This is a genomic window from Pseudomonas sp. SIMBA_067 (assembly GCF_046534675.1).
Taxonomy (GTDB): Bacteria; Pseudomonadota; Gammaproteobacteria; order Pseudomonadales; family Pseudomonadaceae; genus Aquipseudomonas; species Aquipseudomonas putida.
The window spans coordinates 1-14,976 of record NZ_JAWRYH010000001.1 but is presented as its reverse complement, the minus strand read 5'-3'; the positions used below and the strand labels follow the sequence as shown (position 1 = coordinate 14,976).

At 61.2% G+C, this 14,976-nt stretch carries 13 protein-coding genes and 3 pseudogenes; 11 read left to right on the top strand and 5 right to left on the bottom strand.

Annotation, left to right across the window (positions count from 1 at the left end):
• Nucleotides 1-8 precede the first annotated feature (8 nt).
• The 4 genes from SB765_RS00080 (at nt 9) to SB765_RS00065 (ending at nt 4,160) form a co-directional block, all read left to right on the top strand.
• A complete protein-coding gene (locus tag SB765_RS00080; RefSeq protein ID WP_341795724.1) occupies nt 9-683 on the top strand; it encodes a transcriptional regulator in 675 nt (224 codons plus the stop codon).
• Nucleotides 680-1,597, top strand: a complete 918-nt coding sequence (locus SB765_RS00075) for a pyridoxal-phosphate dependent enzyme (RefSeq protein ID WP_410930734.1) — start codon at nt 680-682, stop codon at nt 1,595-1,597. Before SB765_RS00080 ends, SB765_RS00075 begins: the two co-directional genes overlap by 4 nt.
• Nucleotides 1,598-1,784: 187 nt before the next feature.
• Complete coding sequence (gene nspC / locus SB765_RS00070; protein ID WP_003248125.1) at nt 1,785-2,882, top strand: carboxynorspermidine decarboxylase; 1,098 nt, start codon at nt 1,785-1,787, stop codon at nt 2,880-2,882.
• Between the two features lie 33 nt (nt 2,883-2,915).
• Nucleotides 2,916-4,160, top strand: a complete 1,245-nt coding sequence (locus tag SB765_RS00065) for a saccharopine dehydrogenase family protein (RefSeq protein WP_003248123.1) — start codon at nt 2,916-2,918, stop codon at nt 4,158-4,160.
• 99 nt (nt 4,161-4,259) lie between these two features.
• On the opposite strand, the gene SB765_RS00060 is transcribed toward SB765_RS00065, so the two are convergent.
• Complete coding sequence (locus SB765_RS00060) at nt 4,260-5,306, bottom strand: class I SAM-dependent methyltransferase (protein WP_341795727.1); 1,047 nt, start codon at nt 5,304-5,306, stop codon at nt 4,260-4,262.
• A 244-nt stretch (nt 5,307-5,550) separates the two neighbouring features.
• Between SB765_RS00060 and SB765_RS00055 the strand changes: the two genes are divergently transcribed.
• The 5 genes and pseudogenes from SB765_RS00055 to SB765_RS00035 all read left to right on the top strand — a co-directional run bounded on the left by SB765_RS00055 (nt 5,551) and on the right by SB765_RS00035 (nt 8,579).
• Entirely contained in the window at nt 5,551-6,888 is a 1,338-nt protein-coding gene (locus tag SB765_RS00055) for a UDP-glucose dehydrogenase family protein (RefSeq protein ID WP_410930733.1), read from the top strand.
• A complete protein-coding gene (locus tag SB765_RS00050; RefSeq protein ID WP_410930732.1) occupies nt 6,876-7,850 on the top strand; it encodes an NAD-dependent epimerase/dehydratase family protein in 975 nt (324 codons plus the stop codon). The genes SB765_RS00055 and SB765_RS00050 overlap by 13 nt, the downstream gene beginning before the upstream one ends.
• Nucleotides 7,851-7,883: 33 nt before the next feature.
• Nucleotides 7,884-8,006 (top strand): annotated as a pseudogene (locus SB765_RS00045) (dolichol-phosphate mannosyltransferase); the annotation flags it as partial.
• 63 nt (nt 8,007-8,069) lie between these two features.
• Nucleotides 8,070-8,378 (top strand): annotated as a pseudogene (locus SB765_RS00040) (ArnT family glycosyltransferase); the annotation flags it as partial.
• A 21-nt stretch (nt 8,379-8,399) separates the two neighbouring features.
• Nucleotides 8,400-8,579 (top strand): hypothetical protein, encoded by a 180-nt coding sequence (locus tag SB765_RS00035; RefSeq protein WP_341795730.1) that lies wholly within the window; start codon nt 8,400-8,402, stop codon nt 8,577-8,579.
• Nucleotides 8,580-8,598: 19 nt separating this feature from the next.
• Here the strand turns inward: SB765_RS00035 and mqo are convergent, their stop codons facing one another.
• A complete protein-coding gene (gene mqo / locus SB765_RS00030; RefSeq protein WP_341795731.1) occupies nt 8,599-10,176 on the bottom strand; it encodes a malate dehydrogenase (quinone) in 1,578 nt (525 codons plus the stop codon).
• Between the two features lie 145 nt (nt 10,177-10,321).
• Here mqo and SB765_RS00025 point away from each other — a divergent pair, with 145 nt between their 5' ends.
• Nucleotides 10,322-11,542, top strand: coding sequence for a putative DNA modification/repair radical SAM protein (locus SB765_RS00025; protein WP_341795732.1), 1,221 nt, complete (start codon nt 10,322-10,324; stop codon nt 11,540-11,542).
• On the top strand, nt 11,533-12,378 hold the full coding sequence (locus tag SB765_RS00020; protein ID WP_410910641.1) for a TIGR03915 family putative DNA repair protein: 846 nt from the start codon (nt 11,533-11,535) through the stop codon (nt 12,376-12,378). The genes SB765_RS00025 and SB765_RS00020 overlap by 10 nt, the downstream gene beginning before the upstream one ends.
• Nucleotides 12,379-12,615: 237 nt before the next feature.
• Here SB765_RS00020 and SB765_RS00015 read toward each other — a convergent pair whose 3' ends face one another.
• The 3 genes and pseudogenes from SB765_RS00015 to SB765_RS00005 form a co-directional block, all read right to left on the bottom strand.
• Nucleotides 12,616-12,870, bottom strand: coding sequence for a PAAR domain-containing protein (locus tag SB765_RS00015; RefSeq protein WP_341795734.1), 255 nt, complete (start codon nt 12,868-12,870; stop codon nt 12,616-12,618).
• Entirely contained in the window at nt 12,867-13,682 is an 816-nt protein-coding gene (locus tag SB765_RS00010) for a DUF6708 domain-containing protein (protein WP_410930731.1), read from the bottom strand. The genes SB765_RS00015 and SB765_RS00010 overlap by 4 nt, the downstream gene beginning before the upstream one ends.
• Nucleotides 13,679-14,976 (bottom strand): annotated as a pseudogene (locus SB765_RS00005) (hypothetical protein); the annotation flags it as partial. The pseudogene SB765_RS00005 and the gene SB765_RS00010, both read right to left, overlap by 4 nt.

The window sequence follows — 14,976 nt, the reverse complement described above, 5'->3', positions numbered from 1 at the left end:
GATCTGCCATGCCTATCACCCCCAGCGAAGAACGCCACCTCACCCTCACGGTGCTCAAGGCCACCATCCAGGCCTTGGGCAGCGTTGCCGCACGCAACATGGAAATCCTTCTGCACGACCTGGACCACCCGGAGCATTCCGTGGTGGCGATCGTCAACGGTCACCTCTCCGGCCGCAGCGTCGGCAGCCCGATCCTCGCCGCCCCAGAGCAGGACCAAGGCTTCAAGGCACTGATGCAGGCCTCAGCCGACCAGCACGGCAGCGAGCCGGTGGTACTGCCCGACTACCCCACCACGCTCAAGGGCCGCACCCTGCGCAGCGCCACCGCGATCTTTCGCGACAGCACCGGCCATCCCTTCGCCAGCCTCTGCGTCAACACCGACGTCACCGGCCTGGACGCCGCCATGAACTTTCTCCAGCAGTTCCAACCGCTGGGGGCCACGCCTGCCGTCAACGAACCCGCCGACATGGAACTGCTGATGAGCGAGATCATCCAGGCTTCCCTGCAACGCAGCGGCCAAGGGCGGATGAACAAACAGGCCAAGGTTGAAGCCGTGCGGGTCATGCAGGAGCGCGGCCTGTTCATCGTCAAGGGCGGCGTGGAAAAGGCCGCCAGTGCCCTCGGCGTAACCCGCTACACCATTTACAACTACCTTGAACAACTACGCGGAACCAGCCAATGACCTTGCATGTCCACACCCCCCTGATTGAATCCCGCTCCATGTCGTTGGCCGCGGGCCGAAACATCTGGCTCAAGCTCGATGCCCTGCAACCTTGCGGCTCGTTCAAACTGCGCGGGGTGGGCCACGCCTGCGAAGTGCATCAGGCCCGTGGCGCCCGGCAGTTCATCTCATCGTCGGGCGGCAACGCCGGCCTGGCGGTTGCCTATGCAGGGCGCAAACTGGGTGTACCGGTGACCGTGGTAGTCCCCGAGACCACCACCGAGCGGGCCAAGGAGTTGCTGCGCCTGGAAGACGCCAACGTGGTGGTGCATGGCAGCTCCTGGCAAGAGGCCAACGCCCTGGCGCAGACCTTGGTGGGGCCGAATGATGCGTTCATCCACCCGTTCGACGACCCGCTGCTGTGGGCCGGGCATGCCAGCCTGATCGATGAAGTCGCCGAAGCAGGCGTGAAACCGGACGCCGTGGTGCTGTCGGTGGGCGGTGGCGGCTTGCTCAGCGGCGTGGTCCAGGGGCTGCAGCGCAATGGCTGGGGTGATGTCCCGGTGCTGGCGGTGGAAACCCACGGCGCCGCGTCGCTGCATGCGGCCATGCAGGCGGGGCATTCGGTCGAGCTAGAGCGCATCGCCTCGGTGGCGACCTCGCTGGGGGCAAAGCGGGTAGCCGATCAGGCGCTGGCCTGCGCGCAGCAACACCCGGTGCACAGCCACCTGGTCAGCGATCGTGCAGCGCTGGAAGCCTGTGAGCGGTTCCTGCTGGACCATCGCGTGCTGGTCGAGCCAGCGTGTGGAGCGGCGCTGGCATTGGCGTATGCGCCGGGCGCCTTGGCGCAATACCAGAACGTGCTGGTGGTGGTTTGTGGTGGCGCTACGGCAACGCTTGAGCAAATTCGGGCGTGGCTGCGGCAAGCCGATTGAGGCTGCCACCTGTCGGTGGTGATTACGTTAGTCACATGCGCCTGTTCTACTGAGCCCGCCGCAACCGGAAAAATGCCCTCGCAACGGCGTCAACCCTGACGAAATGCGTATCGCACCCTTTCGGTCTGCGGCAAGTGAAGGCACAATGCGTGTCCTTTTTTTGGCCGGCCTGGCCGGGGGCCTTTAAATGATCAAGACGCCGTATTACCTCATCGATAAAACCAAGCTGCTCAGCAACATGGAGAAGATCGCCTACGTGCGTGAACACTCCGGTGCCAAGGCGCTGCTTGCCCTCAAGTGCTTCGCCACCTGGTCGGTCTTCGACTTGATGCAGCAGTACATGGACGGCACCACCTCGTCCTCACTCTTCGAGCTCAAGCTCGGCCGCCAGAAGTTCGCCGGCGAGACCCACGCCTACAGCGTGGCCTGGGCCGACGACGAGGTCGAGGAAATGCTCGAGAACTGCGACAAGATCATCTTCAACTCGATCGGCCAGCTGCAGCGCTTTGCCGAACAGTCCGAAGGCAAGGTGCGCGGCCTGCGCGTCAACCCGCAGGTCAGCAGCTCTGACTACCTGCTGGCCGACCCGGCACGTCCGTTCAGCCGCCTGGGCGAATGGGACCCTGCGAAGATCGAGCAGGTGATCGAACAGATCTCCGGCTTCATGTTCCACAACAACTGCGAGAACGGCGACTTCGGCCTGTTCGACAAGATGCTCACGCACATCGAAGAGCGCTTCGGTCACCTGCTGCACAAGGTCGAGTGGGTCAGCCTCGGTGGCGGCATCCACTTCACCGGTGAAGACTATGCGGTGGACGCCTTCTGCGCGCGCCTCAAAGCCTTCTCGGAGAAGTACGGCGTGCAGGTGTACCTGGAGCCGGGCGAAGCGGCCATCACCAACAGCGCCTCGCTGGAAGTGACCGTGCTCGACACCCTGTACAACGGCAAGCACCTGGCCGTGGTCGACAGCTCGATCGAAGCGCACCTGCTCGACCTGCTGATCTACCGCCTCAACGCCAAGATGGCCCCCAACGACGGCGAGCACACCTATATGGTCTGCGGCAAGTCGTGCCTGGCCGGTGACATTTTCGGCGAGTACCAATTCGATCGCCCGTTGGCCATTGGCGATCGCCTGTCGTTCATCGACACGGCGGGTTACACCATGGTCAAGAAAAACTGGTTCAACGGTCTGAAGATGCCATCCATCGTGGTCAAGCAACTTGACGGCAGCGTTGAAGTCGTCCGCGAGTTCGGTTTCGAAGACTACGTTTCCAGCCTGTCGTAAGGCCGGCTTTCCAAGTAAGGAGCAAAAGGTAAATTGAAGAAGAACGTTCTTATCATTGGTGCAGGAGGTGTCGCCAAGGTGGTGGCCCACAAGTGCGCGCAGCATAACGACGAACTGGGTCGTATCGCTATCGCGTCACGGAACATCTCCAAATGCCAGGCCATCATCGACAGCGTCAAGGCCAAGGGTAGCCTCAAGGTACCCGCCGACATCCAGGCCTTCTCGCTCAATGCCCTCGATGTCGAGGCAACCAAGGCGCTGATCCGTGAGACCGAATCGCAGATCGTGATCAACGTGGGTTCCGCCTTCCTCAACATGTCGGTGCTGCGTGCCTGCATCGATACGGGTGTCGCCTATCTGGACACCGCCATCCACGAAGAGCCGGGCAAGATTTGCGAGACCCCGCCGTGGTACGGCAACTACGAGTGGAAACACCTCGAAGAGTGCCAGGCAAAGAACATTACAGCCATTCTCGGCGTCGGTTTCGACCCGGGTGTGGTAAACAGCTACGCCAAACTGGCGCAGCAGCAGTATTTCGACAGCATTGATTCGATCGACATTCTCGACGTCAATGCCGGTTCGCATGGCAAGTACTTTGCCACCAACTTCGACCCGGAAATCAACTTCCGCGAGTTCACCGGGCAAGTGTGGAGCTGGCAGAACAGCCAGTGGACCAGCAACACCATGTTCGAGGTCAAGCGTACCGACGACCTGCCTGTGGTAGGTTCGCAAAACCTGTACCTGACCGGCCACGACGAAGTTCACTCGATTTCGAAGAACCTCAACGTACCGAACGTGCGTTTCTGGATGAGCTTCGGCGAACACTACATCAATGTGTTCACCGTGCTGAAAAACCTGGGCCTGCTCAGCGAGCAACCGGTCAAAACCGCCGAAGGCCTGGAAGTGGTACCGCTGAAAGTGGTCAAGGCCGTGCTGCCAGACCCAGCGTCGCTGGCCCCTGGCTACACCGGCAAGACCTGCATCGGTGACCTGGTCAAGGGCACCAAGGATGGCCAGCCGCGCGAAGTGTTCATCTATAACGTGGCTGACCACGAAGAAGCCTACGCCGAGACCGACAGCCAGGGCATTTCCTACACCGCCGGTGTACCGCCAGTGGCTGCCGCCCTGCTGGTTGCCCGTGGCGAATGGGATGCCAAGCGCATGGTCAACGTCGAGGAGCTGCCAGCCGAGCCGTTCCTCAAGGCGCTGGACGTGATGGGCCTGCCAACCCGCGTCAAGGATGAAAAAGGCGATCGTCCTTGGGACGCTGAAGCCTAAGTAACAAACAGAAGGGGCGCCACATGGCGCCCCTTCTGCGTTTCCAGGCGTGGCCTCTTCGCGGGCAGGCCCGCGAAGAGGCCCGTGCAGGACTACACATTACTTGCGCGCCTCAAGAATGAGGTTGAACGGCGTCTGCGTCGCACGCCGGAACCGGCTGAACCCCGCCTCCTCGAACACCGCCCGCAAGCGCGCCTCGCCGGCTTGCGCGCCCAGCCCCAGGCCCACCTCCTGTGACAGCGAATTCGGCGTGCAGATGAAGGTAGACGCGGCATAGAACAAGCGCCCTACCGGCGTCAGGTTGCCGTCCAGCGAATCCTCGGCAAAAGGCTCTACCAGCATGACCGTGCCGTCAGCCTTCAACGCCCGATAGGCATGCTTGGCCGCCCCCACCGGGTCGCCCATGTCGTGCAGGCAATCGAAGAAGCACACCAGGTCATGGTCATGCCCCGGGTAATCCTTCGCACTGGCCTGCTGAAAACTCACCCGCTCTGCTAGCCCCGCCTCACGCGCGCGATCGTTGGCGGTGGTGATGGAAGGCCCGTGGTAGTCGTAGCCGACGAAGGTAGACGCTGGAAACGCCTGGGCCATGACCAGCGTCGAGGCGCCATGCCCGCAGCCTACATCCGCGACCTTGGCGCCCGCCTGTAGCTTGGCCACCACACCCTCGAGCGCTGGCAACCACTCAGCGACCAGAAACGCACGGTACCCCGGCCGGAAAAACCGCTCGGTACCGCTGAACATGCACGGGTGGTGGTCCCCCCAGGCCAGCCCGCCATCGCCACGCATGGCCGCGACCAGCTTGTCCTTGTCATGGAACAGCGCAGCGATCACTGCGGCCCCACCGGCCATGTAAGCCGGGGAGTCCTCCAGCGCCAGGGCCATGGCCTGCTCTTCGGGCAGCACAAAAGAGCCCTTGTCGTGTGCCATGTAACCCGAAGCGGCCTGGGCGTTCAGCCATTCGCGCACCAGCCGCGGATGGCAGCCGGTTTTTTCCGCCAGCGCTTCGGGGGTAGTTGGCTGGCTATCGGCCATCGCTCGATACAACCCCAGTTCGTCGCCCAGGATGACATTGGCCAGGGTCGCCGCTGCACCCATGTCGCCCACCAGCTTGCCCATGAAATCGTGAAGCCTTGCCTCGTCCATGACCTGCCCTCCTCTGCAAGAAGGCCATCGCCAGCGAGGGAACTCCGATCCGGGGAGGCGGTGGTCGGTTCAAGGGTTGGTGCTCGCCCTACAGCGCGTTATCGCGAGCACTCGGTAAGTCTAGATCTTCTGCACATACGCGACGAGATCCCTTCCACATAGCGGCGGAATTCCTCATTCAGGTAACAATTCCTAAACAAGACTGTGACATTTTTTTTCAGCTTTCTTATCAAGGAGCGGAAAGATGAAAGTCACGGTTTTCGGTACCGGCTATGTCGGCCTCACCCAGGCAGTGTGCCTGGCCCAGGTGGGGCACTCGGTGTTGTGCATGGATGTCGACGCCGAGCGGGTTGCCACCCTCAATGAAGGCCATTGCCCGATCTTCGAGCCCGGCCTTGCGCCGATGCTGGAGAAAAACCTGGCCTGTGGCCGCCTGCGCTTCACCACCGACGCCAAGGCAGCAGCCAACTACGCCAGGCTGCAGTTCATTGCAGTCGGCACACCGCCGCAAGCCGATGGCAGCGCTGACCTGAAGCAGGTTTTTGCCGTGGTCGACAGCATTCTCGAACATGCTGACGGCGCCAGGGTGATCGTCAACAAGTCCACCGCGCCGGTCGGCACGGCGCACCGCATCAAGTCGCGCATAGCCCAGGCCGTCGCCCACCCCGCTCGCTTCCAGGTAATCAGCAACCCGGAGTTTCTCAAGGAAGGCTCGGCCGTGGACGACTGCATGCGTCCGGACCGCATCATCATCGGCGGCGCCGAACCGGCCGAAGTGGACTTGCTGCGCGAGCTGTACCTGCCGTTCAGCCGCAACCGCGAAAAACTCATGGTCATGGATGCACGCAGCGCCGAGCTGACCAAGTACGCGGCCAACTGCATGCTGGCGACCAAGATTTCCTTCATCAACGAAATCGCCAACCTGGCCGAGCACCTGGGGGCCGATATCGAAATGGTGCGCCGTGGCATCGGTTCCGACCCACGCATCGGCTATGACTTCATCTACGCCGGGTGCGGCTTTGGCGGCTCATGCTTCCCCAAGGACCTGCAAGCCCTGCGCCGCAGCGCCGAAGCTGAAGGCTTCGAGCCGCAGTTGCTGCGTGCGGTGGAGTCGGTCAACGAACATCAGAAGGGTCGGCTGTTCGGCAAGATCCAGCGGCATTATCCCAATGGCCTGCGCGGCAAGGTATTCGCCCTGTGGGGGTTGTCGTTCAAGCCCAACACCAATGACATCCGCGAAGCCTCCAGCCGAATCTTGCTGGAAGCGCTGTGGGCTGCTGGCGCGCGAGTACAGGCCCACGACCCGCAGGCGATGGACGAAATCCTGCGGCATTACGGCCCGCGCGCCGATTTGCAACTGGTGCCGTGCAAGGACGATGCGCTGGAGGGTGCCGATGCGCTGGTCATCGTCACAGAGTGGCAGGACTACCGTGTGCTGAATCTGGACAAGGTGCCGGATCAGTTGGCCGATCGAGTGGTGTTCGACGGCCGCAACCTGTTCGAACCCGAGCACATGGCCGCTGCCGGCCTGACTTACTACGGTATCGGCCGCGGCCAGGTGCAGCCAGCATGCCCGTACTGATTACCGGCGTGGCCGGCTTTATCGGCTTCCACGTCGCGCGCCGCCTGTGCGAGGCTGGCACCGAGGTGCTCGGCATCGACAACCTCAATGGCTACTACAGCGTCGAGCTGAAACGGGCGCGCCTGCAACAGCTGTCCGGCTTCGCCAATTTCCGCTTCCAGCCCCTGGACATCGCCAACAGCGTCGACCTGCAACAGCTGTTCACCGGGCAGGCGTTCAGTGAAGTGATCCACCTGGCGGCCCAGGCCGGGGTGCGCTATTCGCTGGACAACCCCGGGGCCTATGGCCAGGCCAACCTGGTCGGCTTCCTCAATTTGCTCGAAGCCTGCCGCCAGCAGCCGCCCCGCCACTTGATCTACGCCTCCAGCAGCTCGGTGTACGGCGCCAACGCCAAGCTGCCGTTCAGCGTCGACGACCCGGTCGAGCAGCCGGTGTCGCTCTATGCCGCCAGCAAGCGCGCCAATGAACTGATGGCGTACAGCTATGCGCACCTGTATCGCTTACCGACCACGGGCTTGCGCTTTTTCACCGTCTACGGTCCTTGGGGCCGCCCCGACATGGCGCTGTTCAAGTTCACCCGCGCCATGCTCGAAGGTCGCCCGATCGAGATTTACAACAACGGCCTGATGGGGCGCGACTTCACCTACATCGACGACATCGTCGAAAGCATCCTGCGCCTGCGCCTGAAGCCACCACAGCCTGCCCACGGGCAACCGCCCTGCCAGCTGTTCAACATCGGCCGCGGCCAGCCGGTGCGGCTGCTGCATTTCGTCGAGTGCCTGGAGGACGCCTTGGGCATCAAGGCCCAGCGCGACTACCTGCCACTGCAAGCGGGAGACGTGCTGGAGACCTGGGCCGATGTGGGCTCGCTGGCGCGCTGGATCGACTTCACCCCGGACACATCGCTGGAACACGGCGTTAACGCTTTCGTTGGCTGGTACCGGGATTTTTACCGGGTTTGAGCCGCGCACTCACAATAGACCACAGGTAGCCTCATGACAGATCCACTTGACCTCTCGGTACTGATCCCCGCCAGGAACGAGGTCGAAAACCTGCCATCACTGTTGATGGAAATACGCGCCGCACTGGCCGCCGAAGAGCCAGAGCACCTCACTGTGGCATGCCGCGCAGGCGGCCTGCGGCAGTGGCTGGCCAGACGGCCAGAACGACCAGCCCTGGAAATGCTGCAAAGCGGCAACTGGTTCATCCCCCACCGGGCAGCGGAAATCTACGGCGACAAGCCGCCGCTGTTCATGTCAACCGGGGCCCTGTTCAGCCAACTGACCGGCTCGCCCAAGGTTGCCCTCTACCTGCCCGGGTTGATGTCGGCGGCAACCATCACCTGGGTGCTGCACGACCTGGGGCGGCGCCTGTGGAACCGGCGCATCGGCGTGATCGCCGCCTTGCTGTTCCTGGCCACCTACCAGAGCTACAGCATCCTGCGCACCGGGCAGATCGACAGCTTCCTGTGCCTATGGGTGGCGCTGGGTTTCTGATGCGCGGTGTGGCTTGTGCCCCTGCTGGTGTCGATCGCCCAGGGCGGTGGCGCAGCGGAGCTGGCCTACCTCAACGAAATTTCGCGGGCCGAGTGGTATGTGGTGGGTGCCGATGCCGACAACGGCCATTGCCAAACCGCTGCCCCGGGTCACGTCTACCGCTTTGCCTGGGCAGACGCGCCCGTCGCTCGTTAAAACCTGCGCCCCCGTCGTGCTACGGCGTAGCGGTGCCGGCTGGCGGATCGAGTTGCAGCACCTCGTTGGTGTACGCCCACTCCTTCAATACCTGGTCGGGGTGGTCGTTGAGGCGCGTTCCGTAGGACGGGATGATCTGTTTGATCTTACCCTGCCATTCCGGCGTTGCTACCTTGTCCTTGAACACCTTGTTGAGCACATCAAGCATGATCGGTGGCGCGGTAGAGGCACCCGGCGAGGCACCCAGCAACCCGGCGATGCTACCGTCCCTGGACATCACCACCTCAGTACCGAGCTTGAGCACGCCACCCAATGCCTCGTCCTTCTTGATGATCTGTACCCGCTGGCCCGCCTGCCACAGCCGCCAGTCTTCCTTCTTCGCCTCGGGGAAGTAGGTGCGCAGCGCTTCGAAGCGGTCATTGTCGGATTGCAGCACCTGGCCGATCAGGTACTGGACCAGGTCAAACTCGCGTACCCCGACCCGCACCATCGGCCAGGCGTTGTGCACGCTGGTACTGGCAAGCAGGTCGAGCAGCGAGCCTTGCTTGAGGAACTTGGTCGAGAAGGTGGCGAACGGCCCGAAGAGGATCATGCGCTTGCCATCGAGTACCCGGGTGTCCAGGTGCGGCACCGACATGGGCGGCGCACCGGTGGCGGCAATGCCATAGGCCTTGGCCATGTGACGCTGCGCGATAGCCGGGTTGTCGGTGACCAGGAACGAACCGCCGACCGGGAAACCGGCATAGTCCTTGGCTTCGTCGATGCCCGACTTCTGCAGCAGGGGTAACGCCGCGCCGCCGGCACCAATGAACAGGAACTTGGCGTCGGTGGCCGCCTTGCTGCCATCTTTGAGGTTCTTGTACTCGACATGCCACGAGCCGTCGTCGTTACGGGTGATGTCTTGTACTTCGGTGGACAGTTTGAGGTCGAAGTTCGGCCGGGTCTGCAGATAGCCCACGTACTGCCGGGTAATTTCGCCAAAGTTGACGTCGGTGCCAATCGGCGTCCAGGTTACCGCCAGTTTCTGGTTGGGGTCGCGCCCCTCCATCATCAACGGTACCCACTTGCGGATCTGCTCATGGTCCTCGGAGTACTGCATGGGCTTGAACAACGGGCTGGCCTGCAGCGCCTCGTAGCGCTTTTTCAGGAAGCGGATGTTGTCGTCCCCCCAGACGAAGCTCATGTGAGGGGTGGTGTTGATAAACGAATGCGGGTTCTTCAACACCCCCTGCTTCACCTGCCAGGCCAGGAACTGGCGGGTGACCTGGAACGACTCGTTGATCTCCACCGCCTTGCTGATGTCGATCTTGCCATCTTTTTCCGGGGTGTAGTTGAGTTCGGCGAGGGCCGAGTGGCCGGTGCCGGCGTTGTTCCAGCCGTTGGAGCTTTCTTCGGCGACCTTGTCCAGGCGCTCGACCATTTCCATCGACCAGCCCGGCTCCAGTTCGTTGAGCCAGACCGCCAGCGTAGAACTCATGATGCCGCCGCCTACCAGCATCACATCGACCTTCCTGGTTTCTGCGGCCTGGGCATTGAGCATGCCAAAGGCCAAGGCCAGCCCGGCCAGCGCCAGCTCCGGCTTCAGGGTAATTTTCATAACCTTTTCCGCGCCTCGTTGCTATCCGTAAGTCCAGCCACAAGCTTAGCTGACGGATTTAGTCGGGCATGGCTGGCGCACAACCACTTGCAATCAGACACATCTCAAAATACTGTATGAATATTCAGTACAGTGAGACAGCCCCATGCAACTCATCGCCAAACTCGGCATCCTTGCCGACGCCGCCAAGTACGATGCATCTTGCGCCAGCAGCGGTGCACCCAAGCGCAATTCGCGCGGCGGCGACGGCCTGGGCGCCACCAATGGCATGGGCATTTGTCACAGCTACACCCCCGACGGCCGTTGCGTGTCGCTGCTCAAGGTACTGTTGACCAACTTCTGCCTGTATGACTGCCAGTACTGCGTGAACCGCCGTTCCAGCAACGTCCCCCGCGCGCGCTTCAGCCCTGAGGAAGTGGTGCGCCTGACCCTGGATTTCTATCGACGCAATTGCATCAGTGGCCTGTTCCTCAGCTCCGGCATCATCCGTTCGGCGGACTACACCATGGAGCAACTGATCCGGGTTGCCCGGCTGTTGCGCGAAGAGCATAACTTCCGTGGCTACATTCACCTCAAGACCATCCCCGATGCCGACCCGCTACTGATCGAAGAGGCCGGCCGCCTGGCCGACCGCCTCAGCGTCAATATCGAACTGCCCACCGACGCCAGCCTCAAGCGCCTGGCGCCGGAAAAACAGGCGCACACCATCCGCCAGGCCATGGGGGTCATTTACCAGGGCCAGCAAGCCGTGGCCAACGAACCCAAGGCCCCGCGCTTCACCCCTGCCGGGCAAAGCACCCAGGTCATCGTCGGCGCCGACAGCACCGACGACAGCACCCTGCTGCGCAATGCCGAGTCGCTGTACCAGGGTTACGGCCTCAAGCGCGTGTACTATTCCGCCTTCAGCCCGATCCCCGACAGCCCGGGCAGCGTGCCCCTGGCTGCACCGCCGCTGCTGCGCGAGCACCGCCTGTATCAGGCCGACTTCCTGCTGCGTGGCTACGGCTACAAGGCAGGTGAACTACTGGGCCAGAGCGGCAACCTGGCGCTGGACATCGACCCCAAACTGGCCTGGGCGCTGGCCAACCGCGACATTTTTCCGCTGGATGTAAACCGCGCCGAGCCTGCGCTGCTCGCGCGTATTCCCGGTATCGGCCTGCGCAGCGTACAGCGCCTGGTCGCGCTGCGCCGGGAACGGCGCGTCCGCTATGACGACCTGATCCAGTTGCGCTGCGTGTTGGACAAGGCACGGCCGTTCATCGTCACCAGCGATTACCGCCCCGCTCAGTCCGAGCTGCGCAGCGGCTTGCTGCGGGCGCGTTTGCGTGAGCCGCAAGCGCCGGTGCAGATGGGGCTGTGGGGATGATTGCGCTCGACTGCGATGACCGGTTCGCCACTTGGCGGGATCAGGCCCGCGTGTTGCTGGGGCATGGCATCGACCCGTCGCAAGTCACCTGGTCACAAGGCCCGATGGCAGATCTGCTGGCGGTGCCTGCGTCGCCCCCCGAAGGCCCTGGCCCTTTTCGCGCCAAGGTGCCTGCCGCGCTGCTGAACCAGTTGGAACAGGCTGCCCGTTACTGCGGCGAGCAACGCTGGAACCTGCTGTACGAAGTGCTCTGGCGGGTGGCCCATGGTGACCGCACGGCCATGCTGGCGGGCGACCGATTGGGCAGTGAACTGCAACGGCGCATCAAGCAAGTCAGCCGAGAGGCGCATCACCTGCATGCGTTTGTGCGCTTCGTACCGTTGCCAGAGGCGTTGGCAGAACGCCTGCAACTTGATCTGGTCGCGTACCACGAACCGGCACATGACATTCTGGAAAGTGCCAGCCCACATTTTGCTGACCGCCTGGGGCGTTTGCGCTGGTTAATCGCCACACCACAGGATGGCATTCGGTTCGACGGCCAGGTGTTCGATTACCAACGCCGATGCCCCGAGCGCTGGCAACAATGGGCGCGCAACGCTGAAGACCCAGGCGCCGAACTATGGCGCACCTACTACCGCCACACCTTCAACCCCGCCCGCCTCAACCCCGATGCCCTGCGCCTGCACATGCCCGGGCGGTTCTGGCGGCATTTGCCGGAAGGCATGCTGATACCGCAACTCGAAGGCCTGGCCCGCCAAGGCAAACAGCGGGACGGCCAAGCACTTGAAGTTGCCGCGAAACCCGGCAAAAAGATCAACGCGCCAGCAGATAGCTGAAAAATAACTCTCTCACGCTGTCTTACATGGCGCTTAAAGCTTGCACGATCACTGTGGGAGCGGGCGCTCCCGCGAACACGGGCGAAGCCCGTGCCATCCACCGCGTTGTCTGCTTCGCGCGCATGCCCGCTCCCACAGATAGAGCGTGAGTCCTGATCAGACCCGCTTTCTGTGGGAGCGGCTTTAGCCGCGAACACCGGCGTAGCCGGTGCCATCCACTTCAATGTTTGATTAAAGTTATAGCAGCCACCCAGCATCCCCTTCCTCAAGCACACCACCGTGATCCGTCCGGTCGCCTTTGCGGGCCACCGCCCCACCTTCGATCAGGAAATGCCCTGCCCCACTCTCTATCACCGCGCCACAGGTGGTCCGGTCACCTACCCTGGCGACCGGCCTGCCGTTAAACGTATACGTAGCGCTGCCGCTTTCTACCTGGTTAACCCCATGCAGCGGGCAGTTGTGTTGGTGGCCTACAAGTACAACCGGGTTCATTGGAATTCTCCCTCGGAGGGTGCAGTACGGGATTCGCGATCTATGGCCTCCGGCCAATGAACCTTCGGCGCCAGGCAATGCATGTGGCTCAAGCCATCGTCATCGTTCCAGTCGCGGGGTGGGTGCACGAAATTTGGCAGGGCTTCGGGGCCTTGCTGCATGAACAGCCGGGCGATGGCCCAGTAGGCCTCGCCGTGGTAGAGGTCGTGGGTGAAGAAGACGCGATCGATGACTTCGTTGCTTTCAGGATTGCGCACCGACAGCATGACGTTTTCTATCAGGCCGCCGTGGCCGGGGGCATAGACGCGATAAACCTCGGCGGTTACGTCGTCCCAGTTGTAGGCGACAGGTTTGACGCCCCAGTGTTTGCGGCTGAAAAGATAGATGTAGTTGAATCTAAATTGGTAGAGATAGATTTTCCGACGCAGGCGATTGAAACGAATGGGTTCGTCCCTTGGGAGCATCAGGTCCATCTTTACATGGGATGCAATTGCCCACATGGCGATCGGCGGCAATAAAACCATGACGAGGCAAACAAACCAGTCACGCGACCAATTAACATTCAACATTAGCGAATATAGATATATGGTCATTCCAAATGATATGACTAAAGTTGCCCCTCCTACCAGAGCAGCAACACCGCGCAAACTGACACTCGACCTCGGAAGCTCTAGGCACACATCATCAAGATAATTCGGCGCTGGCTTAACATCCTCAACACCAAAACGCGGAGCTGACTGCGAACTCACATCAGGAAGATCATAGCTCCAAAACAAAGCCCTATCCCAAAGAGCTCTAGGCTTGGCTTTCACTCGTTAAGCTCCTTGACGCAAATCTCAATATAAGCATCCGGCAGCGCTGTATCTGGCCAGTACATTACTAGCAGCGTCGCAGCACCTATGGTGTGCGACCCGATAGTCGGCATCAGTTCTGCAACCCCAGTGATTTCCAGCCAAGACATTGCCAAATCCTCTGACCTCTCGGATTTACGCTTTCTATTCACTGAAATATTTTTTCTATAGTCTGGTAGTCTTGACTGAGAAAAACCAGAAAATCTTGCCGCTTTAGTGAGAGCCTCAATCGGGAGAGCCTGATATTCATCCACAAGCACAGTTTCTCCACCAAAGAAGTCGGGAAAAGTGCCATCACCATGCCGATGCACTACAAGGACCAAGCGAAAAGCTGAGCATTCATCACTGTAACTAGGTAACACGACTTGAAATTTAAGTTTATGCTCTAACTCCAAACTGACCAACCCTCCTATCCTGGGCGCAGCCGAATTGTTTGACCGATTGGACTCGAAGTTAATCGCCGCGCAAACACCCAGGGTCGCCGCATTAAGCTCTGCAAACGCAATATCCGCATATTCCGGGCTGCCCCAGAATACGGCTGGCTTCTCATCAGCTTTGCCAAAGCAGCAGCGTCGCGCCCATCGCTCCAAGGCTACAGATTCGTTTCCTTCAGCCCACTTGCTGATTGCGTACGCCGTGAGCGCCAGCATCACTGCCAACCCTAAAGGCCCTAATATAAGCGGTTTAAATACTGCATACACAAATACGCCAGTTGAAACGGTGTACCCAAATCCCGCCCCGATATATATAGCTCCGGCTCTGTTGTCTCCTGCTGCTAGCACGCGTTTTGCTGCAGCAAATGCTTGCGCCGTATCAAATATCCCGGCTATTGCACTAATAATTGCACCAAACTTGATTAGCGAAACGCCAGTTCCCGCCGCGCCCTTAGCCCCGGGTATTGACCTCAGCACGAGCCCAATCAGCTCAATTTGCCCGCCCAGCAACCCCAATTGCGAACCCTGCAACGCCAACTTGGCCTCATGCGCCTTGGACCCAATCTCCGCTTCCGTCTTCTCTTGGTTTCTGCTCAGGCTGTCGTATTGCAAGTACAGCCCGCCAATCGCCAGCAGTACTTCCCAGCTTCCCGCCACACCCCGCAAGCCGCGAAACCCAGTTCGCACCAACTCCGCCGCCTGCTGCGAAGTGATCTTCATCCTCTGGAACACCTTTCGCGCATTCGGCTCTAGCGTCCCCGCCGCCACCGAGATATCCACCAACGCCCGCTGCGCCAAGCTGCTCGCCTGGGTCACCTTCA

Bases quoted from the DNA above. Each gene is read 5' to 3' on its own strand.
- SB765_RS00080 (WP_341795724.1), top strand. From the start codon at position 9: ATGCCTATCACCCCCAGCGAAGAACGCCACCTCACCCTCACGGTGCTC.
- SB765_RS00075 (WP_410930734.1), top strand. From the start codon at position 680: ATGACCTTGCATGTCCACACCCCCCTGATTGAATCCCGCTCCATGTCG.
- nspC (WP_003248125.1), top strand. From the start codon at position 1,785: ATGATCAAGACGCCGTATTACCTCATCGATAAAACCAAGCTGCTCAGC.
- SB765_RS00060 (WP_341795727.1), bottom strand. From the start codon at position 5,306: ATGGACGAGGCAAGGCTTCACGATTTCATGGGCAAGCTGGTGGGCGAC.
- SB765_RS00055 (WP_410930733.1), top strand. From the start codon at position 5,551: ATGAAAGTCACGGTTTTCGGTACCGGCTATGTCGGCCTCACCCAGGCA.
- SB765_RS00050 (WP_410930732.1), top strand. From the start codon at position 6,876: ATGCCCGTACTGATTACCGGCGTGGCCGGCTTTATCGGCTTCCACGTC.
- mqo (WP_341795731.1), bottom strand. From the start codon at position 10,176: ATGAAAATTACCCTGAAGCCGGAGCTGGCGCTGGCCGGGCTGGCCTTG.
- SB765_RS00025 (WP_341795732.1), top strand. From the start codon at position 10,322: ATGCAACTCATCGCCAAACTCGGCATCCTTGCCGACGCCGCCAAGTAC.
- SB765_RS00015 (WP_341795734.1), bottom strand. From the start codon at position 12,870: ATGAACCCGGTTGTACTTGTAGGCCACCAACACAACTGCCCGCTGCAT.